25 protein-coding genes and 1 pseudogene are annotated in these 23,967 nt (G+C 64.0%); 10 read left to right on the top strand and 16 right to left on the bottom strand.

What is annotated here, in order from left to right; all coding sequences use genetic code 11:
* Position 1: 1 nt before the first annotated feature.
* Positions 2 to 649: a DsbA family oxidoreductase gene (locus AADJ04_RS01120; RefSeq protein ID WP_341238469.1), complete on the bottom strand. Its 648-nt coding sequence runs from the start codon at positions 647 to 649 to the stop codon at positions 2 to 4.
* 225 nt (positions 650 to 874) lie between these two features.
* Here AADJ04_RS01120 and AADJ04_RS01115 point away from each other — a divergent pair, with 225 nt between their 5' ends.
* The 10 genes and pseudogenes from AADJ04_RS01115 (at position 875) to AADJ04_RS01070 (ending at position 11,671) form a co-directional block, all read left to right on the top strand.
* A complete protein-coding gene (locus AADJ04_RS01115) occupies positions 875 to 1,864 on the top strand; it encodes a DUF533 domain-containing protein (protein WP_341238468.1) in 990 nt (329 codons plus the stop codon).
* 276 nt (positions 1,865 to 2,140) lie between these two features.
* On the top strand, positions 2,141 to 3,457 hold the full coding sequence (locus tag AADJ04_RS01110) for an SPOR domain-containing protein (protein WP_341238467.1): 1,317 nt from the start codon (positions 2,141 to 2,143) through the stop codon (positions 3,455 to 3,457).
* A gap of 161 nt (positions 3,458 to 3,618) precedes the next feature.
* Positions 3,619 to 6,153 carry an EAL domain-containing protein gene (locus AADJ04_RS01105; RefSeq protein WP_341238466.1) on the top strand — a complete coding sequence of 845 codons (2,535 nt, stop codon included), beginning with the start codon at positions 3,619 to 3,621 and terminating at the stop codon, positions 6,151 to 6,153.
* A 127-nt stretch (positions 6,154 to 6,280) separates the two neighbouring features.
* On the top strand, positions 6,281 to 6,970 hold the full coding sequence (locus AADJ04_RS01100; RefSeq protein ID WP_066695091.1) for a DUF3334 family protein: 690 nt from the start codon (positions 6,281 to 6,283) through the stop codon (positions 6,968 to 6,970).
* 124 nt (positions 6,971 to 7,094) lie between these two features.
* The gene (locus AADJ04_RS01095; RefSeq protein ID WP_341238465.1) at positions 7,095 to 7,418 is read left to right on the top strand and encodes a winged helix-turn-helix domain-containing protein; all 324 of its coding nucleotides are present in this window, start codon (positions 7,095 to 7,097) and stop codon (positions 7,416 to 7,418) included.
* Positions 7,419 to 7,450: 32 nt separating this feature from the next.
* Positions 7,451 to 7,942, top strand: a complete 492-nt coding sequence (locus AADJ04_RS01090; RefSeq protein WP_341238464.1) for an ArsI/CadI family heavy metal resistance metalloenzyme — start codon at positions 7,451 to 7,453, stop codon at positions 7,940 to 7,942.
* 13 nt (positions 7,943 to 7,955) lie between these two features.
* Entirely contained in the window at positions 7,956 to 8,462 is a 507-nt protein-coding gene (locus tag AADJ04_RS01085; RefSeq protein ID WP_044399497.1) for an arsenate reductase ArsC, read from the top strand.
* A 29-nt stretch (positions 8,463 to 8,491) separates the two neighbouring features.
* Positions 8,492 to 9,568: an ACR3 family arsenite efflux transporter gene (gene arsB, locus AADJ04_RS01080; RefSeq protein ID WP_341238463.1), complete on the top strand. Its 1,077-nt coding sequence runs from the start codon at positions 8,492 to 8,494 to the stop codon at positions 9,566 to 9,568.
* 168 nt (positions 9,569 to 9,736) lie between these two features.
* Positions 9,737 to 10,693, top strand: a pseudogene (gene garD, locus AADJ04_RS01075) (galactarate dehydratase); the annotation flags it as partial.
* A gap of 153 nt (positions 10,694 to 10,846) precedes the next feature.
* Positions 10,847 to 11,671, top strand: coding sequence for an MBL fold metallo-hydrolase (locus AADJ04_RS01070; protein ID WP_288484310.1), 825 nt, complete (start codon positions 10,847 to 10,849; stop codon positions 11,669 to 11,671).
* A 156-nt stretch (positions 11,672 to 11,827) separates the two neighbouring features.
* Here the strand turns inward: AADJ04_RS01070 and hisD are convergent, their stop codons facing one another.
* The 15 genes from hisD to AADJ04_RS00995 all read right to left on the bottom strand — a co-directional run bounded on the left by hisD (position 11,828) and on the right by AADJ04_RS00995 (position 23,832).
* The gene (gene hisD, locus AADJ04_RS01065) at positions 11,828 to 13,153 is read right to left on the bottom strand and encodes a histidinol dehydrogenase (protein ID WP_198845896.1); all 1,326 of its coding nucleotides are present in this window, start codon (positions 13,151 to 13,153) and stop codon (positions 11,828 to 11,830) included.
* Positions 13,154 to 13,173: 20 nt separating this feature from the next.
* Positions 13,174 to 13,833 carry an ATP phosphoribosyltransferase gene (hisG, locus tag AADJ04_RS01060; RefSeq protein WP_341238462.1) on the bottom strand — a complete coding sequence of 220 codons (660 nt, stop codon included), beginning with the start codon at positions 13,831 to 13,833 and terminating at the stop codon, positions 13,174 to 13,176.
* Positions 13,830 to 15,104 (bottom strand): UDP-N-acetylglucosamine 1-carboxyvinyltransferase, encoded by a 1,275-nt coding sequence (gene murA / locus AADJ04_RS01055; protein WP_341238461.1) that lies wholly within the window; start codon positions 15,102 to 15,104, stop codon positions 13,830 to 13,832. The genes hisG and murA overlap by 4 nt, the downstream gene beginning before the upstream one ends.
* An 85-nt stretch (positions 15,105 to 15,189) precedes the next feature.
* Positions 15,190 to 15,432 (bottom strand): BolA family protein, encoded by a 243-nt coding sequence (locus AADJ04_RS01050; protein WP_044397039.1) that lies wholly within the window; start codon positions 15,430 to 15,432, stop codon positions 15,190 to 15,192.
* A 1-nt stretch (position 15,433) separates the two neighbouring features.
* Positions 15,434 to 16,189 carry an ABC transporter permease gene (locus tag AADJ04_RS01045; protein ID WP_066695064.1) on the bottom strand — a complete coding sequence of 252 codons (756 nt, stop codon included), beginning with the start codon at positions 16,187 to 16,189 and terminating at the stop codon, positions 15,434 to 15,436.
* The gene (locus AADJ04_RS01040) at positions 16,186 to 17,124 is read right to left on the bottom strand and encodes an ABC transporter ATP-binding protein (protein ID WP_341238460.1); all 939 of its coding nucleotides are present in this window, start codon (positions 17,122 to 17,124) and stop codon (positions 16,186 to 16,188) included. The genes AADJ04_RS01045 and AADJ04_RS01040 overlap by 4 nt, the downstream gene beginning before the upstream one ends.
* 50 nt (positions 17,125 to 17,174) lie before the next feature.
* Positions 17,175 to 17,471, bottom strand: coding sequence for an STAS domain-containing protein (locus tag AADJ04_RS01035; protein ID WP_044397037.1), 297 nt, complete (start codon positions 17,469 to 17,471; stop codon positions 17,175 to 17,177).
* Positions 17,472 to 17,506: 35 nt separating this feature from the next.
* Positions 17,507 to 18,148 (bottom strand): ABC transporter substrate-binding protein, encoded by a 642-nt coding sequence (locus tag AADJ04_RS01030; protein ID WP_288484323.1) that lies wholly within the window; start codon positions 18,146 to 18,148, stop codon positions 17,507 to 17,509.
* 178 nt (positions 18,149 to 18,326) lie between these two features.
* Positions 18,327 to 19,079 carry a VacJ family lipoprotein gene (locus AADJ04_RS01025; RefSeq protein WP_270174980.1) on the bottom strand — a complete coding sequence of 251 codons (753 nt, stop codon included), beginning with the start codon at positions 19,077 to 19,079 and terminating at the stop codon, positions 18,327 to 18,329.
* On the bottom strand, positions 19,076 to 19,561 hold the full coding sequence (mlaD, locus tag AADJ04_RS01020; RefSeq protein ID WP_288484327.1) for an outer membrane lipid asymmetry maintenance protein MlaD: 486 nt from the start codon (positions 19,559 to 19,561) through the stop codon (positions 19,076 to 19,078). The genes AADJ04_RS01025 and mlaD overlap by 4 nt, the downstream gene beginning before the upstream one ends.
* Positions 19,562 to 19,592: 31 nt before the next feature.
* The gene (gene mlaE / locus AADJ04_RS01015) at positions 19,593 to 20,375 is read right to left on the bottom strand and encodes a lipid asymmetry maintenance ABC transporter permease subunit MlaE (protein WP_044397034.1); all 783 of its coding nucleotides are present in this window, start codon (positions 20,373 to 20,375) and stop codon (positions 19,593 to 19,595) included.
* On the bottom strand, positions 20,372 to 21,190 hold the full coding sequence (locus AADJ04_RS01010) for an ABC transporter ATP-binding protein (RefSeq protein WP_198845902.1): 819 nt from the start codon (positions 21,188 to 21,190) through the stop codon (positions 20,372 to 20,374). Before AADJ04_RS01010 ends, mlaE begins: the two co-directional genes overlap by 4 nt.
* 234 nt (positions 21,191 to 21,424) lie before the next feature.
* Positions 21,425 to 22,228, bottom strand: coding sequence for an amino acid ABC transporter ATP-binding protein (locus AADJ04_RS01005; RefSeq protein ID WP_288484331.1), 804 nt, complete (start codon positions 22,226 to 22,228; stop codon positions 21,425 to 21,427).
* Positions 22,209 to 22,862 (bottom strand): amino acid ABC transporter permease, encoded by a 654-nt coding sequence (locus tag AADJ04_RS01000; RefSeq protein ID WP_044397031.1) that lies wholly within the window; start codon positions 22,860 to 22,862, stop codon positions 22,209 to 22,211. The genes AADJ04_RS01005 and AADJ04_RS01000 overlap by 20 nt, the downstream gene beginning before the upstream one ends.
* Positions 22,863 to 23,034: 172 nt before the next feature.
* Positions 23,035 to 23,832: an amino acid ABC transporter substrate-binding protein gene (locus AADJ04_RS00995; protein ID WP_273624672.1), complete on the bottom strand. Its 798-nt coding sequence runs from the start codon at positions 23,830 to 23,832 to the stop codon at positions 23,035 to 23,037.
* Between the last annotated feature and the right edge of the window lie 135 nt (positions 23,833 to 23,967).

The raw sequence follows: 23,967 nt of genomic DNA, 5'->3' as shown, positions 1-23,967 counted from the left end.
CTCAAGACTGCGCTGCAATCTGTCGCAGGGCCTGCTCAAACACCTCCACCGGTTGCCCGCCGGAGATCAGGTGGCGCTCGTTGATGATGATGGCGGGCACCGAATGGATGCCGTTTTGCAGATAGAACTGCTCGCGCTCACGCACCTCGTCGGCGTAGCGGTTGGAGGCCAGCAGGGCCTGCGCTTCCTGGGCATCCAGCCCCACGCTGGCAGCCACCTGCACCAGCACTTCGTGGTTGCTCGGATCTTTCCCGTCGGTGAAGTAGGCTGTGAACAGCGCATGTTTCAGCGCCTTCTGCAGGCCCTGCTCCTCGGCCCAGTGCAACAGGCGGTGTGCGTCAAAGGTGTTGTAGATACGGCTGCGCTTGTCCATGCCAAAGGTGAACCCCAGCTCCGCCCCGCGCGCAGCGATGGCTTCGCGGTTCTTCTGGCTTTGTTCGGGCGTGGCGCCATACTTTTCCTGCAGGTGCTCGCCAATGTCCTGCCCCTCGGGGCCCATCTGCGGGTTCAGCTCGAAGGGCTGGAAGTGCAAATCCAGCGCGACTTCGCCCTGCAGCCGCTCAGCCGCCTGCTCCAGCGCCTTGAGGCCGATGATGCACCAGGGGCAGGAGACATCGGAGACGAAATCGATCTTGAGCGTGGTGGTCATGTGCGGGCTTTCAGGGTGCAAAGCCGCCATCGTAGGCGGCCTTGGCGCTGGCCGCAGCATGGGCGGGGATGACCTTTGTTACCCGCAGGGCTGCGCACCACCAAAAACCCCACGCCACCAGCCATTGATAGCGCGCCGATCCCCCCGATATGCCACGCTAACGCCCGCGCCCGGCACGCCACCCGCGCGCACTTCCCTTGAATTGACCGTGGAAAGAGCCCTCCCATGAACCTGCAGCAGCAACAGTCCGTCCTCACCATTGCCATGCTGGCCGCCTTTGCCGATGGCGCCAAAGACGACACCGAGCGCGAGGAGATTCGCCGCATTGCGCAATCGTTGGCAGCCGAGGGCAATATGCCCGACCTGCCCCGCCTGTACCAGGACGTGCTGCTGCGCCGCACCAGCCTGGAATCAGCCGCCGCCGCACTGCAAGACCCCACCCACCGCCAGCTCGCCTACGAAATGGCCGTATGCGTGTGCGATGTGGATGGCCGCCAGACGCCTACCGAGCGTGAATTCCTGGCCCATCTCAAGCAGACCCTGCAACTGGGCGGTGCAGCCACAGCTGCCTTTGATCAGGAAGAGCAAGCCCTGCTCAACGCGCTGGACGGCGCCACCACACCCACCGCTACCAAACCCGGCTTGCCAGTGCCGGTGCCTGCCGCCGCACCAAACGGCCCATCGGCCGCCGCCGTGCAGCGCGATGCGGAGTTGGACAAATCCATCCTGAACTACGCGCTGCTCAATGGTGCGCTGGAGCTGCTGCCGCAGTCGTGGGCGTCCATGGCCATCATTCCGCTGCAGATCAAGATGGTGCACGCCATTGGCCTGGCCCACGGCGTGGAGCTGGACCGGGGGCACATCAAGGAATTCATCGCCGCGGCCGGGGTGGGCATGGCGTCGCAATACGTCGAGCAGTTTGGCCGCAAGCTGCTGGGTGGCCTGCTGGGCAAGGTGGCTGGCAAAACCATCGGCGGGCTGGGCGGTGCTGCCACCGGCATGGCGTTTTCTTTTGCCACCACCTACGCGCTGGGGCAGGTGGCCAAACGCTACTACGCTGGCGGGCGGGTGATGAGCACCGCCATGCTGCGCGAGAGCTTTCAAGACCTGCTCGGCCCCGCCAAGCAGTTGCAGACCGAATACCTGCCGCAAATCCGGCAAAAGGCCGCCACGCTGGATGCGGGGCAAATCATGTCGATGGTGCGAGGCGCCTGAGCCCCTCACCACGAGGCACGTCTTTGCCTCCATGCGCAAGCTTCCGCATTGAGTCGCTATTTAATTGATAGCTGGTAGCGCTTACTGCCAAAGCGCCAGGCCCTTATTTGATTCAAAATTGGGGCATCCTTTAGCAAGCCCCGCTCAGCCGCTGCCATGCTCGGGCCGTACTCTCCGGCGCAAGACTCATATGCGCAGCGATGGGCCGCGCTACTGGGCCACGCCACCCGTGCTTTTCCCCGCATTGGACGCTGAAGCGGCATGCCAGAATGCGGCATGCCCGCCCCTTTGGTCACCACACCAACCGTTGCCCATATGACCCTGGAGTCTCCTTCCGACAAGGCCATCACCAGCCTGTACCGGGCGGCCCTGGGGCCGGTGAACCCCGAGCGCTACATGCCCGTGTTTGCCCGGCTGGATGCCGTGGGCCGCACGCTGACGAGCTGGCACTGGTCGGCCTGCTTCTTCACACTGGGGTGGATGGTGTTCCGGCGCCTGTGGGGCGCCGCGCTGGTCTATGTGGCGGCCGCAGAGGGTGTCGCACTGCTGGTGTTTGGCGTAGGCCGCCCGCTGCTGCAATGGCCGCAAGCGGTGGAATGGGGCGTGGTGGGCGCCTTTGCCGTGGTGGGCAGCGTCATCCCGGGGCTGTACGCCCACGCCATCTTGCACGCCGACATTCGCAAGCGCGTGACCAGCGCCCTGGCCGCCTCGGCCAACATTCCGCAGGCCTGCGACCTGCTGGCCGCGCAGGCCGTTTCGCGCAAGCGGCTGCATGGGGTGATTGGCGGGCACGCACTCATCGTGGCCGCGGCTTTGCTGGCTTATGTGCTGTTTCCCCAAGGCCTGTTTGACGCGCCCGCAGCGCAGCCCGCTGCCGCTGCGCAAGAGCCCGCCAGCCGCGCGGCATCCTGGAACCAGCCCGAACCAACGCTGGCCACCGCCAGCCGCCCTGCAGTGACGACATCGGCATCGGCATCGCCAGCGTCTGCCCAGGCACCGCTGCCTGAGGAAGATGCGCGTGCCACTGCCGTGGCAGCCTCCGCACCCCTACCTGCAGCAGAGTCCTCCTCCAGCGCGTCTGCGCCCGCTGCAGCTCCGGCACCGACCGAGCCAGCCAGTCAGGCCATCGCAACCAACGCGCAGTCGCCCGACACCCCCCGCAGCGCCAAACCAACGGCAGCGAACAACGAGAAAACCAAGGCGCCCCCGCCCACCAGCAAGGCCAGCGCCCCCGCCAAAGCATCTGCCCCTGCGCCCGCCGCGTCCAAAACGGCTTCTGCCACCAAGTCCGCAGAACCTGCACGCCCCAAGCCAACCGCAGCAGCCAAAGCGCCTGCGGAGGACCTGGCGACCGTCGGCTCGGCGCCCGGCTTCTACATCAACGTGGGCTTGTTCGCCGACGAAAGCAATGCGCGCAAGGCGCAGTCTCGGCTGCTGAACGAGGGGCTGCCCGCGTTTCGCCAGACGCTGGATGGCGCCAAGGGCACTCGCGTGCGCGTACGGGTGGGGCCCTATGCGTCGCGCAGCCAGGCAGAGGCCGCCGCCACCACAGTCAAAGCGTTGGGCCTGGAAGCCGTGGTGCTCCGCAAGTAGCCCCTACGGGAAAACATCAGTTGACAAAACCTCTTTTGGCAATACTGAACCCCACCAAAAGGTTACTGCATGTAACCAAAAATGGCGCTCGGTGTTAAATTGATACAACATAGGCGCGGAGCATCCTCTCCCCGCCCGAATCAGCAATTCACAGGCAGCCCGTGGAACTTGATCGCGACTTTCAACGCCGCAAGGATTTTTTGTCGTTAACCCCCGAGGATGAGCGCACGCTGCGCGGATTGCATTCTTTGCTGGGCGATCAAACCCCGGGGTTCGTGGAATCGTTTTACGACCATCTGTTGTCCTTCGGGGAAACACGCGCGCTCATTCCCGACGAGTCCACACTGAGCCGCCTCAAAAAGGCCCAATCCACCTACTTCAAGGCCCTGGTGGCAGGCGTGTATGACCGCCCCTACCTTGAAGACCGCCTGCGTGTCGGCCTGGTACATGCCAAGGTGGGCCTGTCCCCAGGCTGGTATCTGGGGGCTTACAGCCACTACCTGATTGAACTGCTGCCGCGCGTTGCCAAGGGTATGGGGGCAGCACAGACCGAAGAGCTGATGCACACCTTCCAGGCGCTCATCAAGGTAGTGTTTCTCGATGTAGGGCTGGCCATCGACAGCTACATCGCCCACCGCGACGATCTGATTGCCGACTTGCGCGACTACGGCGCGGCGTTTGCCAACCTGTCCTACGGCACGATGGTTGCCACGTCCGATCTGAAGGTGGTGTTTGCCAACCGGGCGTTTGAAAACCTGTTTGGCTTCGCCCCCAGCAGCCTGCGCGGCTGCCCTCTGTCGAATGTGATGGATGTGGCCCCTATCTCTGCGCTGATCGATACCGCCATGCGCCAGCAAAGCGCACGCGAGACGCTGGAGGTGCGCCCCCACCACAACCCGCTGGCCGTCCCCGTGAGCATCACAGCCCACACACTGCCCAAGACCGAAGACGGCGACGAGCAGCGCCTGCTGCTGGTGTTTGAAGACCTGCGCGAACAAACGCAGCTCACGCGCGACTTGCTCAACGCCCAGGCAGTGGCCAACATCGGCACCTGGCAGACGCATTTCGACGGGGCCATCACCCTGACCCCCCAGGCGGCGCGGCTTTTTGGCTGGCCCATGACCAAGCCGTTCACCTATGCGCAATTCCTGAGCTCCATCCACGAGGACGATCGGGTTCGGGTGGATGGCGAATTGAACGCTGGCTTGCGCCTGGGTCGTTTCCGGTTTGAATGCCGGGTGCAGTCGAGCCCCGGCGTGCGCTGGGTGGAAATGCGCGGCGTGATTGAAAAAGACCACCAAGATCAGCCCATTCGCGGCTATGGCACGGTGCTGGACATCACCGACCGCAAGGCCACCGAGCACGCCATGGAGCGCCTGGCGTTTTACGACTCGCTCACCGGCCTGCCCAACCGCACCAACGGCATGATGCTGGCGCAGCAAATGCTCGACCAGGCCCGGCAAGAAGGGGTGGCGGCCGCTATGCTGTTTGTGGACTTCGACCGCTTCAAGGAAATCAATGACACCCATGGCCACATCGTGGGTGACAACGTGCTCAGCGAGCTGGCGGCCCGGTTTCGTTCAGCCTGTGCCAAGAACGACGTCTATGCCCGCGTGGGGGGCGATGAATTCATGTGCACCTACAAGCTCGCACCCGGCGAAGACCCACTGGAGCGGGCAAAGCAATTGCAGCACGCGATCGGCCTTCCGGTGGTGTTCGACAGCCTGAAGTTTGAGGTAGGCGCCAGCATCGGCGTGGCCCTGTTCCCCGAGCATGGCGACAGCGTGGAAGACCTGCTCAAACACGCCGACATCGCCATGTACGACATCAAGGTGCGCGGGGGCGGCAGCATGCTCTTTAACGAAGCGCTGGCCCTGAAGCTGGAGAGGCGCATCTCGCTGGGCGCCAAGCTGGCCCATGCACTGGCCCATTCGCAACTACAACTGCACTACCAGCCCAAGGTGCACCTGGCCACCGGCACGCTGTGCGGCGTGGAAGCGCTCTCGCGCTGGTGCGACGAAGAGGGGCAATGGATCAGCCCAGCCGAATTCATTCCGGTGGCGGAAGAGCGTGGCCTCATCAACGAGCTGGGCGACTGGACGTTGGCCCAGGCCGCACGCGACATTCGCCACTGGCAGGAAGCGGGCGCGGCGGTGGTGCCCCGCGTGGCGGTCAACGTGTCCGCAACGCAGATGATGGACGAAGGCTTTGCGGAGCGCGCACTCCACCTGGTGCGCGCGCAAGGGGTGGAGCCCAGCATGATCGAGCTGGAAATGACCGAATCCGCACTGATGAACGAGCCCGAAAAGGCGCGCCATGCGGCTTCGCGGCTGGTGCAGGCGGGTTTCTGCCTGTCCATCGACGACTTCGGCACCGGCTATTCGTCGCTGGAGCGGCTGCAGAGCTTTCCCGTGTTCAAGCTCAAGATCGACATGTCCTTCGTGCGCAACATGGACACCCATGCAGGCAACCGCGCCATCGTCACGGCCGTGATCGGCATGGCCAAAGCGCTGAAGCTGGAGACGGTGGCCGAGGGCGTGGAGACTGCGGCGCAAGCGGCCTTGCTGAGGGAGCTGCATTGCGACGAAGCGCAGGGCTACCTTTATTCCAAGGCCCTGCCACCGCAAGTGCTGCTGCAGCGCTGGCTGCAGCAACCCTCCTCAGAGACAGCCCCCGGCAGCACACCCAAGGCTTGAACCTGCCCCTGCACGACCCCAGTGTTGCGCAGGGCACCACCCACGGAGCAATGCTGATGGCGGCCAATGCTTTCATGGCCTATGCTAGCGGGCACTGTTCCCTATCAACGCAACGCACATCGCCATCATGAGCCTCCCTGATCAATCCGTCGTATTCGGCACCGAAGACCTGCTGATGAGCCTGTGCAACTCCGTCACGCGCGTGCTCTCCGTGGCCACGCAAAGCCAGGTGCACTATTCCGGCATGGTGCAGCGCATCTCCAAAACCTGCCTCAAGCCCGACATTGGATGCTTTGTGCTGTTCGATGGCGGCTTCTCGGGCCTGGTCATCATCAATTTCTCTGCCTCCGCCGCGATGGAGCTGTACCAAAGCTACCTGCTGAGCATGGGGATGTCCAAGGAAGACCTGGTGTCTTCGTACACGTCTGATGAAGTCAGCAACGTGATGGGCGAACTGATGAACCAGGTGGTGGGCGACTTCACCGGCAAGATCCGCCGCGAACTGCAAACCCACATCACCCAGAACCAGCCCAAGATGCTGGTGCTGAACAAGCAGGTGATGCTGAGCGTGGACGCCAACCTCGACAACCCCGAGGCCCGCCGAGTGACCTTCTATACCGGCAACAACAACATCTTCTACCTGGAACTGGCCATCGACCGGACCGAGTTCATCAAGCTCTACGACTTCGAGCCCCAGGAAACCCCCGACCCCGACGCGCTGATGGCCCAGGCCCACCAGCCCGCGCCCGCTGCTGCAGCACCTGCCGCAGCGACGGACAGTGACACCGACGACCTGCTCAAGTCTCTGGGCATGTAAGGACAGCGGCGACAGCACCTGCCGCACACCTGCAGGCTGCCACACGCGGCCCAACGATCATGGCACCGGAAACCCCGGTGCTTTTTTCTTGCCTTGACTTCCATATTTCAATTATCATTGAATTATGGAAACCAATGATGTTGTCAAAGCCATGGCGGCGCTGGCCCAGGCCTCGCGCCTGGAGATTTTTCGCGCCCTGGTCGTGGCCGGCACCGAGGGCATGACGCCCTCGGCCCTGAGTGATGCACTGGGTGTGGCGGCCAACACCCTCTCGTTCCACCTGAAGGAACTGACCAACGCCGGCCTGGTGGCGCAAGAGCGCGCTGGCCGCCACCTGATCTACCGCGCCCAGTTCAAGCGCATGAACGCGCTGATGGGCTACCTCACCGAAAACTGCTGCCAGGGCCAGGCCTGCCTGCCCGCGCAGACCACCAGCTGCGCCTGCTGAGCGCAGCCCCCCTTTTCACCCCAGGAGACCCCATGAAGCGCTTTCACGTTCACCTGCACGTCAACGATCTAGCGGCCAACATTGCCTTCTATTCGCGCCTGTTTGGCGCTGCCCCCACCCGCGTGGAGGCCGACTACGCCAAATGGATGCTCGAAGACCCACGCGTGAACTTCGCCATCTCCACACGCGGTGCGCAAGCAGGGCTGGACCACCTGGGCTTTCAGGTGGATGACGCGGCCGAACTGGCGGCGCTGAAGGAACGCGCCATGGCCGCCGACATGGCTTTGCTGGACGAGGGCGCCACCACCTGTTGCTACGCCCGCAGCGAAAAGCACTGGATCACCGACCCCCAGGGCGTGGCGTGGGAGCACTTTCACACGCTCGAAAACATTCCTGTGTTCAATGAAGCGGCAGCGGTGCCGCAAGGCGCCTGCTGCACCCCCAAAGCAACCGCTTCACCCCAGGCCACCACACAGGCCGCGTGCTGCGGCCCGTCCAAATCATCTTCTTCCCAGTGCTGCTGACCTGAGGCCCCGAATGACCGAATCCACCACCCCTCTGAACGTTCTCTTCCTGTGCACCCACAACTCGGCACGCAGCATCCTGGCCGAAGCACTGCTCAACGCCATGGGCGAAGGGCGCTTCAAGGCCTATTCCGCCGGCAGCAGCCCGCGTGATAACCAGCAGCCCAATCCGCTGGGCCTGCAGGTGCTGCAAAAAGCCGGCATCTCCACAGAAGGGCTGCGCAGCAAAAGCTGGGACGAGTTTGCCACCCCCGGCGCGCCCCACATGGACCTCATCATCACCGTGTGCGACAACGCCGCAGGCGAGGTCTGCCCCTTCTGGCCTGGCCACCCGGCCACCGCCCACTGGGGGTATGCCGACCCCTCCGAAGGCGATGGCAGCGACGAAGAAAAGCTCGAAGCCTTCCGCAAGACCCTGCACGCCATCCAGCGCCGCCTGTCGCTGCTGATCAGCCTGCCCGACGAAAAGCTGCACCACGCCATGCTGCAAAGCAGCGCGCGCGACCTGGCCAGCCACTGATCCTCCCCCACCCTCTGCTCCGTTTCCCCATGTCCACCCTCACGCCCACCTCCTGCCCACCCGCCGCGCCCCCCACCCAGGGCATGAGCATGTTCGAGCGCTATCTCACCGTCTGGGTGTTCCTGTGCATCGTGGTGGGCATTGCGCTGGGGCAGTTGTGGCCCGGCGCGTTCCAGGCCATTGGGCGCATGGAAGTCGCCCAGGTCAACCTGCCCGTGGGCGTGCTGATCTGGGTGATGGTCATCCCCATGCTGATGAAGGTGGACTTTGCCGCGCTGGGCGAAGTGCGCCAGCACATGCGGGGCATTGGCGTCACGCTGGTGGTGAACTGGCTGGTCAAGCCGTTTTCGATGGCGTTTCTGGGCTGGCTGTTCATTCGCCAGTGGTTCGCCCCGTGGCTGCCCGCAGACCAGATCGACAGCTACATTGCCGGGCTCATCCTGCTGGCCGCCGCGCCGTGCACGGCCATGGTGTTTGTGTGGAGCCGCCTGACCGGGGGCGACCCGCTGTTCACCCTGTCGCAAGTGGCGCTGAACGACAGCATCATGGTGCTGGCCTTCGCACCGCTGGTGGCGTTCTTGCTGGGGGTGTCGGCCATCACCGTGCCGTGGGACACACTGCTTACCTCGGTGGTGCTGTACATCGTGATCCCCGTGGCCATTGCCCAAGCGCTGCGCCGTGTCCTTCTGGCACGCGGCGCACCGGCGCTTGATGCAGCATTGGCACGCATTGGCCCCTGGTCCATCGGCGCGCTGCTGGCCACACTGGTGCTGCTGTTCGCCTTCCAGGGTCAGGCCATCCTCAACCAGCCGCTGGTCATCGCCTTGCTGGCCGTGCCCATCCTCATCCAGGTGTTCTTCAACGCGGGGCTGGCGTACTGGCTCAACCGCGCAGTGGGTGAAAAGCACAGCGTGGCCTGCCCCTCGGCGCTGATTGGTGCGTCCAATTTCTTTGAACTGGCCGTGGCCGCCGCCATCAGCCTGTTCGGCTTTCACTCTGGCGCAGCGCTGGCCACGGTGGTGGGGGTGCTGATCGAGGTACCGGTGATGCTGCTGGTGGTGCACATCGTCAACCGCAGCAAGGGCTGGTACGAGCGCACTGCGTAAAAGGGGCAGCGCCTGGCAGGGTGAGGCGAGTGCCAGCGCACTCCGCTCACCAGTTCAAAAATGATAGCTGCTAGCGCTTACCCAATAAGCGCTGGAGTCACTTTTGCCTGATTAGCGACATATCTCAGACTGAGCAGAACCAACGCCAGCTAGAGGACTCCAAAGGACATGCCGAGCCTGGGCTGCGAAAAGCTGCAGCCCGAGCGTTTGCTGCCCCCCCCCGGCTCCATCCCCGTGGTGGACGAGCGCAGCAGCACCCAGGGGCTGGATGTGGTGTGCCTGCAGGACGAGGCCCATGTGGGCTTCATGTCGATGGTGGAGTCCATCATGCGCCAGGCGGAAACCCACCTGCAGCGCCTGAATGCGCGCCGCCGCGAGACCGTGCCTGCCAGCGAACTGGTGGTGGGCGTGCAGTGCGGGGGCAGCGATGCGTTCTCGGGCGTCACCGCCAACCCGGCCGTGGGCTTTTGCACCGACTTGCTGGTGCGCGCTGGTGCCAGCGTGATGTTCTCGGAAACCACCGAAGTGCGCGACGGCATTGCGCAGCTCACGGCCCGCGCCGCCCCCCCTGAGCTGGCCGAGGCCATGGTGCGCGAGATGGCCTGGTACGACGCCTACCTGCAGCGCGGCAGCGTGGACCGCAGTGCCAACACCACGCCGGGCAACAAGAAGGGCGGGCTGTCCAACATCGTCGAAAAGGCCATGGGCTCGATCGTCAAGTCCGGCTCCGCCCCCATCTCCGGTGTGCTGTCGCCGGGCGAGAAGCTCCAAACCCGGGGCCTGACCTACGCGGCCACGCCTGCCAGCGACTTCATCTGCGGCACCCTGCAACTGGCTGCGGGCATGAACCTGCATGTGTTCACCACGGGCCGCGGCACGCCTTACGGGCTGGCAGAATGCCCGGTCATCAAGGTGGCTACCCGCACCGATCTGGCCCGCCGCTGGCACGACCTGATGGACGTGAACGCAGGCACCATTGCCGAAGGCCAGGCCACCATTGAAGAGGTGGGCTGGCAGCTCTTTCACCTGATGCTGGACGTGGCCAGCGGCCGCAAGAAGACCTGGGCTGAACACTGGAAGCTGCACAACGCCTTGGTGCTGTTCAACCCGGCCCCGGTGACCTGAGCCGCGGGAGGCCTCTTTCACGCAGTAGCCTTGGAGGGAGGTGCCTAGCAAAGCCAGCACCGCTCTTTTTTTAACAATTCGGCTTGATATTGATCAACTTTCGTTGTTGGGGGTACTCGTACAGTCAACGCTTCATTGCTTCTGTGCGCCACCATGTCCATCGAACTCTATCGCGACAAGAATCATGCCTGCATCATGTTCACCGACCTCATCGAGGAGGATGGGCAGGCGGTGCAGGCCAACCAGTTCCTGATCGTGGACGATGACACCGGGGCCATCATCGACCCGGGCGGCAACCTGGCGTTCAACGAGCTGTTCATGGGAATGACGACGCATTTCCCGCCCCACAAGCTGTCGTACCTGATCGCCTCCCACGCAGACCCGGACATCATTGCCTCGCTGGATCGGTGGCTCACCAGCACCAAGGCATCGCTGGTCATCTCCCGCGTGTGGGAGCGCTTTGCGCCGCACTTCACCAAGGTGGGCAAGACAGAAAACCGCGTCATCGGCGTGCCCGACAGCGGTGGTCACCTGCCCCTGGGGCGGCATGAATTGGTGCTGTTGCCAGCCCACTTCATGCACTCGGAAGGCAACTTCCATTTCTACGACCCGGTCAGCAAGATCCTGTTCACGGGTGACCTGGGCGTGTCGATGATGTCCGGCGCAGAGGCAAGCCGCCCCGTCACTGACCTGCAGGCCCACATTCCCCTCATGGAAGGCTTCCACCGCCGCTACATGGTGTCCAACAAGATCCTGCGGTTGTGGGTGAACATGGCCCGGCAACTGGACATTTCCATGATCGTGCCGCAGCACGGCGCCCCCATCATGGGCAAGCCAGCCATCCAGGATTTCTTTGCGTGGATCGAAAACCTCAAATGCGGCATCGACCTGTTTGATGACCGTGCCTACCAGGTGCCCACAGCGCACATCGACCCCGTGACGCGCCAGATGCGTCCCGCCTTGCGGCAGGTGGGTTGACACTCTGAGCAGGGCTGCCGGCGGGCGGGCCCTGCTTTCTGGCAACAAGCCGCACGACAAACGAGTTTTGGAGCCTCCCCTCGAACAAGGGCTCTCACCGCCTCGCTAAGGACTTGGCCGACAGACCACCGCCGGTGGTCAGCCGTTGGCAGAGACTCAGCCCTGCTTCTTCAAGCGCATCTCTGCCGCCTGCGCATGGGCCTGCAGGCCCTCGCCGTAGGCCAGCTCGGCAGCGATTTTCCCAAGCACCTGGGCACCCGCTTCGCTCACCTCAATGAGGCTGCTGCGTTTCTGGAAGTCGTACACGCCCAGCGGCGAGGAGAAGCGCGCGGTGCCGCTGGTGGGCAGCACATGGTTGGGGCCTGCGCAGTAGTCGCCTAGGCTTTCGGAGGTGTACGCCCCCAGGAAGATCGCGCCCGCGTGGCGCAGCAGTGGCTCCCAGCGGTGCGGGTCGTTGCTGCTGACTTCCAAGTGCTCTGGAGCGATGCGATTGCTGATCGCGCAGGCTTCTTCCATGTCCTTCGTCAAAATCAGCGCACCCCGGCCGGTAAGGCTCTTGGCGATGATTTCGGCGCGCGGCATGGTGTGCAGCAGGCGGTCGATTTCGCGCTGTACGGCGTCGAGATAGGCGGCGTCGGGGCACAGCAGGATGGACTGGGCCAGCTCGTCGTGCTCGGCCTGGCTGAACAGGTCCATCGCCACCCAGTCGGGCGGCGTGGTGCCGTCGGCCAGCACCAGAATTTCGCTGGGGCCCGCAATCATGTCGATGCCCACGGTGCCGAACACGCGCTTCTTGGCGCTGGCCACGTAGGCGTTGCCAGGGCCGGTGATCTTGTCCACCTTGGGCACGGTTTCGGTGCCGTAGGCCAGCGCGGCGACGGCCTGCGCACCGCCGATGGTGAAGGCGCGGGTCACACCGGCCACGTAGGCGGCTGCCAGCACCAGCGCATTCTTCTCGCCCTTGGGGGTGGGCACCACCATGATGATTTCTTCGACCCCCGCCACATGGGCCGGGATGGCGTTCATCAACACGCTGGAGGGGTACGCCGCCTTGCCGCCAGGCACATAGATGCCAACACGGTCCAGGGGAGTGACCTTCTGGCCCAGCAAGGTGCCATCTTCGTCGCGGTAGCTCCAGCTCTCGCCGGAGGCCTTCTTTTGAGCCACGTGGTAACTGCGCACCCGCGCTGCGGCCGCTTGCAATGCGTCACGCTGCACCGCGGGGATGGCGTCGAAGGCCTCCTTGAGTTCTGCCTGGGTCAGCTCCAGCGCTGCCATGGTGGGCGCGGTAAGGCCGTCGAAGCGGGCGGTGTACTCCAGCACCGCCGCGTCGCCGCGCTTTTGCACAGCGGCCAGGATGTCGGCCACGCGCTGCTCGATGGCCGCGTCGGTGTCGGCAGACCAATGCAGGCGGGCTGCAAAATCAGCCTCAAAAGTGGCTGCAGCGGTGGACAGACGAGCGGGAGCAGCTACCAATTTCATAGTGCGTTGCAGTTCAGGTTTCAGTTTTGCTCTGCCGGAATGGCCGAGGCAAAGGCATTGATGATGCGGCGCAGCGGTTCACGCTTGAGCTTGAGCGCCGCCTGGTTAACCACCAGGAACGAGCTGATGTCCATGATGCGCTCCACTTCCACCAGGTGGTTGGCCTTGAGCGTGTTGCCGGTGGAGACCAGATCGACGATGGCGTCGGCCAGGCCGGTGAGCGGGGCCAGCTCCATGCTGCCGTAGAGCTTGACCATGTCCACGTGCACGCCCTTGGTCGCAAAGAATTCGCGGGCGATGGAGGTGTACTTGGTGGCCACCTTCAGGCGCGAGCCCTGCTTGACGGCGCGCTCGTAATCAAAGTCCTGGCGCACGGCCACGCTCACGCGGCACTTGGCGATGCGCAGATCCAGCGGCTGGTACAGGCCCTGGCTGCCATGCTCGATCAGGGTGTCCTTGCCCGTCACGCCCAAATCCGCGCCGCCGTATTCCACATAGGTGGGCACATCGGACGCACGCACCAGCACCACGCGCACATCGGGCTGGTTGGTGGGCAGGATGAGCTTGCGCGACTTTTCGGGGTCTTCCAGCACCTCGATGCCCGCAGCAGCCAGCAGCGGCAGGGTTTCTTCAAAGATGCGGCCCTTGGAAAGCGCCAGGGTGATCATGTTGGTGCTCATGCTTTTACTCGCTCGATGTCGGCACCGATGCCGCGCAGTTTGGCTTCCATGCAGTCGTAGCCACGGTCCAGGTGGTAGATGCGGTCGACCATGGTTTCGCCATCGGCCACCAGGCCGGCGATGACGAGGCTGGCCGAGGCGCGCAGGTCGGTCGCCATCACGGTGGCGCCCGACAGGCGTGGCACGCCTTCAATGACCGCCACCTTGCCGTCCACCTGGATTTTGGCGCCCAGGCGAACCAGCTCGTTGACGTGCATGAAGCGGTTTTCAAAAATCGTTTCTGTCACCGTGGCCGTGCCCTGGGCGATGCAGTTGAGCGCCATGAACTGGGCCTGCATGTCGGTAGGGAAACCGGGGTATTCGGTGGTGCGAAAGCCCTGGGCTTTGAGCGTGGCGCCGCCAGTGCTTTGCACGCGAATGCCGCCGTCCACCGCCTGTACGGTGGCGCCCGCTTCGCGCAGCTTTTCGATGACGGCATCAAGGTGGTCGGCACGGCCATGGCGCAGCACCACATCGCCACCCGTGGCGGCCACGGCGCACAGGAAGGTGCCCGCTTCAATGCGGTCAGCCACCACGCGGTGGGTGCAGCCGTGCAGCTTCTCGACGCCCTGGATGCGGATCCGGCTGGTGCCGTGGCCTTCGATCTTCGCGCCCATGGCGATCAGCATCTCGGCCAGATCCGAAATTTCAGGCTCTTGCGCGGCGTTTTCGAGCACCGTCTCGCCCTCGGCCAACGCAGCGGCCATCATGAAATTTTCGGTACCCGTCACGGTGACCATGTCGGTGGTGATGCGGGCGCCCTTCAGGCGCTTCCACCCTGCGGGCAGCTTGGCGATCATGTAGCCGTGCTCGACCACGATCTCGGCCCCCATGGCGGCCATGCCTTTGATGTGCTGGTCCACCGGGCGCGAGCCAATCGCGCAGCCGCCGGGCAGCGACACCGTGGCCTCCCCGAAGCGGGCCAGCAGCGGGCCCAGCGCCAGCACCGAGGCGCGCATGGTTTTGACCAGCTCGTAGGGAGCTTCGGGCGAGTTCAAGGCGCTGGCGTCAATGCGCACCGTGCCGTCGTCAGCCCGCTCGGCCGTCACACCCATGTTGCGGATGAGCTTGAGCATGGTGCTCACGTCCTGCAATTGGGGCACGTTGAGCAGGGTCACGGGCTCGGCCGTGAGCAGTGCGGCGCACAACTCCGGCAAGGCGGCATTTTTGGCACCAGACACCAGCACCTCGCCTTGCAAGGTACGGCCGCCGCGGATCAGGAGTTTGTCCATCTCAAAAAACCAGAATATGAATCAAAAGTGCCTCCAGCGCTTTCCTATCAAGCGCCAGCAGCTATCAATACAGTAGCAAGCCGAATCAGGCCTGCTGGGTGGCCCACTCGGCGGGCGTGAAGGTCTTCATCGACAACGCATGCACTTCATCGGTCTGCATGCGGTTGCCCAGGGTGGCGTACACGCGGCGCTGGCGCTGCAGGGTGCGCTGGCCCTCGAACTCGGCCGAAACGATGGTGGCGTACCAGTGGCGGCCGTCGCCCTCCAGGGTGATGTGGTCGCAGGCCAGGCCAGCGCTGATGATGTCTTTGAGTTGGTCTGCAGTCATTTCAGTTTCTGATTTTGTAGCCAGTGCGCAGCAGGTGCACGGCCAGTGCGCTTACCGCAAGCCAGGCCAGGCCGACGATGCCCAGGCTGACCCAGGGCGACACATCGCTTTGGCCAAAGAAGCCGTAGCGGAAGCCGTCGATCATGTAGAAAAACGGGTTGAGGTGGCTCACGGTCTGCCAGAACGGCGGCAGCGACTGAATGGAGTAGAACACGCCCGATAGGAAGGTCATGGGCACGATGATGAAGTTCTGGAACGCGGCCATCTGGTCGAACTTGTCGGCCCACAGCCCCGCAATCAAGCCCAGCGTGGCCAGCAGCGCAGCGCCCAGCAGGGCAAACAGCAGGATCCACAGCGGCGCCGCAAACTCCGGCCGTGCAAACGCCAGCGTGACGATGAACACGCCCAGGCCCACCACCAGACCACGCACCACCGACGAGCCCACATAGGCCACGAACCACGCCCAGTGCGACAGCGGCGTGAGCAGCACAAACACCAGGCTGCCCATGATCTTGCTCTGGATGATGCTGGACGAGCTGTTGGCAAACGCGTTTTGCAGCACGCTCATCATCACAAGGCCTGGCACCAGAAACGCGGTGTAGCTGATGCGGTCGTAGACCTTCACATGGTCTTCGAGCACATGGCCGAAGATCAGCAGGTACAGCACGGCGGTGAGCACCGGCGCGGCCACGGTCTGGAAGCTGACCTTCCAGAAGCGCAGCACTTCTTTATAAAAAAGCGTCTGCCAACCCGTCATAGAGCCACCTCGGACAAAGGAATGTTGGACGCCGAGGTACCCGACATCACCTGCAAGAACACATCTTCCAGGTCGGGCCGGCGGATCTCCATGTCCTGCACATCCACGCCAGCGACGCGCAGCGTAGCCAGGCCGTTTTCAATTTCCGCCCCGCCCTGCGCCGGCACCTGCCCGATGCGCCCCGTGACCCGCGCGATGGATGCCAGCGCCGCAGGCAGCACCGCGTCGGTCTTGAACTGCAGCACGCTGCCAGAAGCGGCCTTGAGCAGCTCGGACGTGCGGTTCAGCGCCACCACCTGCCCGGCCTTGAGCATGGCGATGCGGCCGCACAGCGCCTCGGCCTCTTCCAGGTAATGGGTGGTGAGCAGCACCGTGTGCCCTTCCTTGTTCAGGCGGGCGATGAAGTGCCACAGCGTCTGGCGCAGCTCTACGTCCACACCGGCGGTGGGCTCGTCCAGCACGATGATGGGCGGCTTGTGCACCAGCGCCTGGGCGACCAGCACGCGGCGCTTCATGCCGCCCGAAAGCTGGCGCATGTTGGCGTTGGCCTTGTCGGCCAGGCCCAGGTTTTCGAGCAGCTCGTCAATCCAGGCATCGTTGTTCTTCACACCGAAATAGCCGGACTGGAAGCGCAGCGCCTCGCGCACGTTGAAAAAGGGGTCGAACACCAGCTCCTGCGGCACGATGCCCAGCTTGCGGCGGGCATCGGCATAGTTGGCTTGCACATCGCTGCCCTGCACCAGCACACGGCCACTGGTGGCGCGGCCCAGGCCCGCCAGGATGCTGATGAGGGTGGTTTTGCCGGCGCCATTGGGCCCGAGGAGCCCAAAAAATTCGCCCTGTTCAATGTCCAGGCTGACTTGGTTCAGCGCCTGGAAAGGGCCTTTGGGCGTGGCAAAGGTCTTGGAGATGGCTTGGAATGAGACTGCGGGCATGAAGCCCTCGATTTTACGGGCTGGGGGCGGTCTGCGCTCGTCCGCACCCATCAGGCCGCGTCGTTGAGCAGGCCATCCACCCCATACAGCCCCGCCATCCCCTGCAGCGCCTGTGGCAGGCCCTGTACGGCAAAGCGCAGCCCGGCGGCCAGCGCTTCGCGCCGAAACTCCAGCAGCACGGCCAGGGCCGAGGTGTCAAACACGCGCAGCGGGGCGGCGTCTACCACTAGGGCGCTGCCAGGCGCAGCGCCCCCCACCGACTGCAGCAACTGCGCCAAACAGGCCGTGGCCTGGCGGTGGGTCAGCTCGGAGGGCAAACGCAGTGCAGCGGCGGCAGAGGTCGTCATGGCGTGTGGAATGAAAAGAAGCTGCGCGCCAACGGTCAGCCTTTGGCGGCGTTCGACTTGTTGCGGGCCACCAGCGTGTCGATCAGGCCATCAATGCCCTTGGCGTTAATTTCCTGCGCGAACTGGCTGCGGTAGGTTTCTACCAGCCAAACGCCCAGCACATTGAGGTTGTAAATCTTCCAGCCCGCGCCCTCGCCCGGCGTCTTTTCCAGGCGGTAGTCGAGCTGAATGGGGTCCCCCTTGCCCACGATTTCGGTGCGCACGAGCACGTCCTTGTCTTCGGCGGCTGCGCGCAGCGGCTTCACAACGATGCTCTGGTCCGTGACCTGGCTGAGCGCGCCCGCGTAAGTGCGCACCAGCAGTGTCTTGAACTCGTCCTGCAGGCGCGCCTGCTGCTCCGGCGTAGCCTTGCGCCAGCCCGGCCCGACGGACGCTGCCGTCATGCGGCGGAAGTTCACGTGGGGCATGATGGTCTTGTCCACCAGCGCCATGATGCGGTCCACGTCGCCGGCCTTGATGGATTTGTCTTTGCGCAGCGTCTCCAGCACATCGACCGAGAGGCGCTTGACGAGGGCATCCGGCGCCTCGTCGGCCGCCAGCGCGGCCTGGGGCACGGCCACCCACGTGGCCACCGCCATCGCGGCGGCGGCATGGATCAGGGTACGGCGGTTCATCATGGTGAGGCTCCTTGCGTGCAGCGCGACGCCGTGCGCTGCCATGTCTGGTTTCGTTGGGTAGATTGTGGAGGGCGCCCCGCGCTGCACATGCGTCGCCACCGTGCAGGGATGCAAGCAACTGCAACCGCGCCTGTCAGCCAGGGGCCCGAGTGCTTGTCAGGCCGGCCTTTGCGGGTTTTCAGTACTCGTCGTCAGGCAGCTTGCCCCCGTTTTCCTCATAGGCGCCCTCGTCGCGTGCGCCTGACACGCCACTACGCACCTTGAGGTACACGTCGCGCGTGAAGCTGTAGGGGTCCAGGGCCGCCGTATCCAGCACCGAGCCCGCGCGCAGCAAGCTAGCGCGCTTATCGACAAGGCGCAGGCCGTACAGGGAATTGCGGACCTCCACCGGGTCGAGCTGGCCCAGCGGGTTGCCCCAACTGTCTACCGGCAAAGCGGCCGTGTCGCGCACGGTGGACGGCCCCAGCAGCGGCAGCACGAGATACGGCCCCGTGGGCACGCCCCAGCGGCCCAGCGTCAGGCCAAAGTCCTGCTTGTGCCGCTCGATGCCTGCCTCGCTGGCAATGTCCAGTACGCCGCCCAGCCCGAAGAAGGTGTTGGTGGTGAAGCGCACGAGGCTCTCGTAAGCCTCCAGCCCGCGGAACTGCAGCAGGTTGTTGACGAACGACCAGGCATCGCCCAGGTTGCCAAAGAAGTTGCTCACGCCCGTACGCACCGGCTGCGGCGTCACGTCGCGGTAAACGGTGGCGACGGGTTTGATTACCGCCTTGTCCACACTGTCGTTGAACGAATGCACGCCGCGGTTGAAGGGTTCGAACGGATCTGCGGGGTTGGCGTTGGGGCCCGTGGCGCAGCCGCTCATGAGGGCCGCGCCGAGCAACAGCGCCGCCCAGCGGGCAGTCCAGCCCGTGAAGCGAGGTTGATTTGTCATTTCTTGGTACCTCCATTGGACGAAGCACCTTCTTCGGCCTTGCCATACAGGAACTGGCCGATCAGGTTTTCCAGCACCACGGCCGACTGCGTTGCCGTGATCGTATCCCCGGCCGTCAGGTTTTTCTCGTCGGCGCCCGCTTCAATGCCGATGTACTGCTCGCCCAGCAAACCGCTGGTCAAAATCTTCAGCGAGCTGTCTTTGGGGAAAGCGTAGCGATCATCCATGGACAAGGTCACGCGCGCCTGAAAGGTCTTGTCATCAAACGTGATGGATTCCACACGCCCGACCACCACACCCGCGCTGCGCACAGCCGCCTGCGGCTTGAGGCCGCCAATGTTGTCAAACCGCGCACTGATGCGGTAACCCTTTTGAAAATTGAAACTGAGCAGGTTGGCCGACTGCAGCGCCAGGAACACTAGCGCCACCGCACCCAGCATCACAAACAACCCGACCCACACATCATTTTTGGAGCGTTGCACGCTGATCCTTCCACCACCGGGCGAGCCGGCATCAAATACTGAACATCAAGGCCGTGAGGACGAAGTCCAACGCCAGCACGGCCAACGAGGCAATGACCACGGTGCGCGTGGTGGCACGGGAAACCCCCTCGGGCGTAGGGCGGGCCTCAAAACCCTGCAAAAGCGCAATGAACGTCACGGTGAAGCCAAACACCAGGCTTTTGAGCACGCCATTGCCCACGTCTTTCCACACATCCACCCCGCCCTGCATCTGGCTCCAGAAGGCGCCGGGGTCGATGCCGATCATCAGCACGCCCACCACCCAGCCGCCAATCACGCCCACGGCGCTGAACACGGCAGCCAGCAGGGGCATGGTGATGACACCGGCCCAAAACCGGGGGGCGAGGATGCGGCGCACCGGATCCACGGCCATCATTTCCATGGCGCTGAGCTGCTCACCCGCACGCATGAGGCCGATCTCGGCCGTCAGCGAAGTACCTGCACGCCCCGCGAACAACAGAGCCGTGACCACCGGGCCCAGCTCGCGCACCAGCGACAGCGCCACCAAAAGGCCCAGCGCTTCCGAAGATCCGTAGCGCTGCAGCGTGTAATACCCCTGCAGGCCCAGCACAAAACCGACAAAGAGCCCCGACACCGCAATGATGGCCAGGGAGTAGTTGCCCAGAAAGTGCACCTGATCGCGCACCAGCCCTGGCCGCGCAAACGCAGCGCCCACCAACTGCATCAGGCGAGCAAACAGCCGGGCGCCACGGCCAATGTCGGCCAGTTTCGACCGCACGGCAAAACCGAGGTTGGCGGGATGGAACCAGTTCATGGCCGTGCCCCTGCGGTAGGGCCAAAGTCCTGGGCGGCATCAGGCCCTGGGTAGTGGAAGGGCACGGGCCCCACGGGCAGCGCATTCACGAACTGGTGCACCAGCGGGTCGGTGCTGGCCATCACCTCCGCAGGGGTGCCCTGCGCCGCTACCACACCCGGCCCCAGAACGATGACGTGGTCCGCCAGATGGAAGGTTGCCGTGAGGTCGTGCGACACCAGCACGCTGGTCAGGCCCATGGCGTCGTTGAGCTGGCGGATGAGCTGGGCCGTGGTGCCCAGCGAGATAGGGTCCAGGCCCGCAAAGGGCTCGTCGTACATGATGAGTTCGGGGTCGAGCGCAATGGCCCGGGCCAGGGCCACACGCCGGGCCATGCCGCCGGATATCTGGCTGGGCAGCAAATCCCGCGCCCCGCGCAAGCCCACGGCGTTCAGCTTCATCAGCACCACATCGCGGATCAGGGCTTCAGACAAGTCCGTGTGCTCGCGCAGCGGAAAGGCCACGTTCTCAAACACGCTCAGGTCGGTGAACAACGCTCCGAACTGGAACAGCATGCCCATGCGACGGCGCGCTGCGAACAGGCCGGCCGCATCGAGCAGGCCCACGTCCTGCCCGTCAAACAGGACCTGGCCCCGCTGTGCGCGTTGCTGCCCGCCAATCAACCGCAAGACCGTGGTTTTGCCCCCGCCCGAGGCGCCCATGAGCGCCGTGACCTTGCCGCGCGGCACTTGCAGCGACACGTCGCGCAGGATCACCCGCTCCCCATAGGAGAAGGTGACATTGCGCAAGTCAACGAGGGCGGAAGTGTCTGGCATTCAAAAGTGCAGGGACAAAGCAAACGAAAAGGAACGGGCAAACCCCGATTGTCGCGGCGCAGCATTCACCGCAGAAGGCGCTATGGTAATCCATGCACCTATACATACATTCACATTTGTTTGTTTCTGAAACGTGAATGCTGTGTTCGCAATGTCGGAGGCTGCGCGCTAGTGAGTAACAGCGCTCCCATCCGGAGCGTCGGGGCAACCCACGCGCGTCACATCAGAGGCCTGCTACAGCATATGGTTCAAAAAAGCCCGGCTGCGCTCGTGGCCCGGGCTACCAAAAAACTCGGCAGCAGGCCGCGTTTCCAGCAGCTCGCCCTGGTCCATGAACGCCACGGTGTGCGCCACCTCGCGCGCAAAGCCCATTTCGTGCGTCACCACCAGCATGGTCATGCGCTCCTGGGCCAGGGCGCGCATGGTGCGCAGCACCTCGCCCGTCAGTTCGGGGTCGAGCGCCGAGGTGGGCTCGTCAAACAGCATGATGTCGGGCTCCATGGCCAGTGCCCGGGCGATGGCCACACGCTGTTTTTGCCCACCCGACAGGCGCGCGGGGTAGTTGTCACGCTTGGCACGCAGGCCCACTTTGTCCAGCAGCACTTCGGCGCGGGCAATGGCCTCGTCGCGGGCCATACCGCGCACCACCAGGGGCGCTTCGATCAGGTTTTCCAGCACGGTGAGGTGCGGAAACAGGTTGAAGTGCTGGAACACCATACCGGTCTTGCGGCAGATGCGGCGCACCTCGGCATCGCTGACGTACGTGCAGTTCCCCGCAGCATCCGTCTGCGCCAAGGCCTCGCCTTCGATGGCGATGAAGCCCCGGTCGATGGTCTCCAGATGGTTCAGGCAGCGCAGGAAGGTGCTCTTGCCCGAGCCCGAAGGCCCGATCAGCGCCACCACTTCGCCCTGCCCCACCGTGAGCGAGACATTGCGCAGCACGGGCACACGCCCAAAGGCTTTATGAATGCCGCGGGCTTCGATCATGGGCTGACTGGCGGCAGCGGCGCCTGCGCGCTCATTCGTCGTGCTTGGCATAACGTTTCTCCAGACGCTGGAAGCCCCAGGTGAGCACCAGGGTCATCACAAGATAGAAAGCCGCCGCCACGATGAAAGGCGTGGTGGTGAAGTCACGCTGCACGATGCCGCGCGCTGCACGCAGCAGGTCGTTGAGGGCCAGCACGTAGATGAGAGACGTGTCCTTGACCAGGGTGATGGTCTCGTTGCTCATGGGCGGCAAGATACGGCGCACCATCTGCGGCAGCACGATGCGGCGCATGGTCTGGCCGTAGCTCATGCCCAGCACCTTAGCGCCCTCGTATTGACCCCGGTCGATGGACTGGATGCCCGCACGGAAGATTTCAGCAAAGTACGCCGCGTAGTTGAGCGCGAAGGCAACCACGGCAGCAGGAAAATCTGGCAGCCGCACACCGATCACCGGCACGAATGGCAGCGCAAAGTAGATGAACAACATCTGCAGCATGAGCGGCGTGCCACGCATGAGCCAGATGTAGCCATTGACGAAGGCCGACAGAGCCTTCCAGCGCGACACGCGCGCCAACGCCAACACCAGCCCCAGCGGCACCGCCAGCAGCAAGGTGATGACAAAAAGCTTCAGGGTGACGGTAGCGCCTTGCGCCAGCGGCCCCAGAAGTGAGAGAACGTAATCCATGCTGTCGCGACAGTTCCGTGTGTTTTTTGCTCTTGGCCGTTACCACTGGCGCGACCTAAGTCAGCGACCGCCGCGCAAGGGCCGCCCCGCCGCGCTGGCGGTGTCCCCCTTCCGCATCGCGTAGCGATGCCAGAGAAGGGGGAAGGCGCGCAGCGCCTCAGGGGGTTGTCCCTTATTTGATGATGTTCTTACCGAACCACTGTTCGGCAATCTTGGCAGCGGCGCCATCGGCCTTCATGTCGGCCAGAGCCTTGTCGAGCTTGCCCTGCAGCTCGGTGTCGTCCTTGCGCACGCCCACGCCGTAGTCTTCCGTGCCGAAGTGGGCTTCCAGAACCACGTAGTCCTGGGGCTTCTTGGCCACGTAGTAACGGCCCACCACTTCGTCCACCACCACGGCATCCAGGCGGCCGGTGGACAGGTCCATCAGCGCGGTCACATTGTCGCCAAAGGTCTTGAAGTCCTTGAAGCTCTTGAAGACGGCCTCTTCCTTCTTCACGGCGTCCACAGCGCTGCTGCCTTCCTGGGCGCCCACGGTCTTGCCGGCCAGATCGGCCTTGGTCTTGATGGCGGAGCTGGCTGCCACCACGATGATCTGGTGGTTTTCCATGTAGGGTGCGGTGAAGGCAATGTTCTGCTTGCGCTCTTCGGTGATGGTCAGGCCGTTCCACAGCGCGTCCACGCGCTTGCCCGACAGTTCGGCTTCCTTGGCGCTCCAGTCGATGGGCTTGAAGCTCACTTCCAGGCCCAGGCGCTTGGCGGCTTCCTTGGCCATGTCGATGTCAAAACCCACCAGCTCGTTCTTCTCGTCACGGAAACCCATGGGCGGGAAGTTGTCGTCCAGGCCCACAACGATCTTGGTCACGGCCGCTGGCGCGGGCGTGGCGGCTGCAGGCGCGGGGGTTTCGGTCTTGCTGCACCCAGCAAGCAAGGCACCCAGCAAAACGAGGGCAGCGGCAGCGGTCTTCTTCATGGCAAATCGATTCTCAAAACACAAAAATAAAACACGGCACGCAATCGCGGCCGTGGCGCAAAACCCTTGATTGTCCCTTAGAACCAATGGGATGGACGCCCCCACCCTAAACGGCATCGAAAGTGCCACAGTGGA

The sequence above is a fragment of the uncultured Acidovorax sp. genome, assembly GCF_964021665.1.
GTDB lineage: Bacteria > Pseudomonadota > Gammaproteobacteria > Burkholderiales > Burkholderiaceae_C > Acidovorax > Acidovorax temperans.
This window is presented reverse-complemented; position numbering and strand designations above follow the sequence as displayed.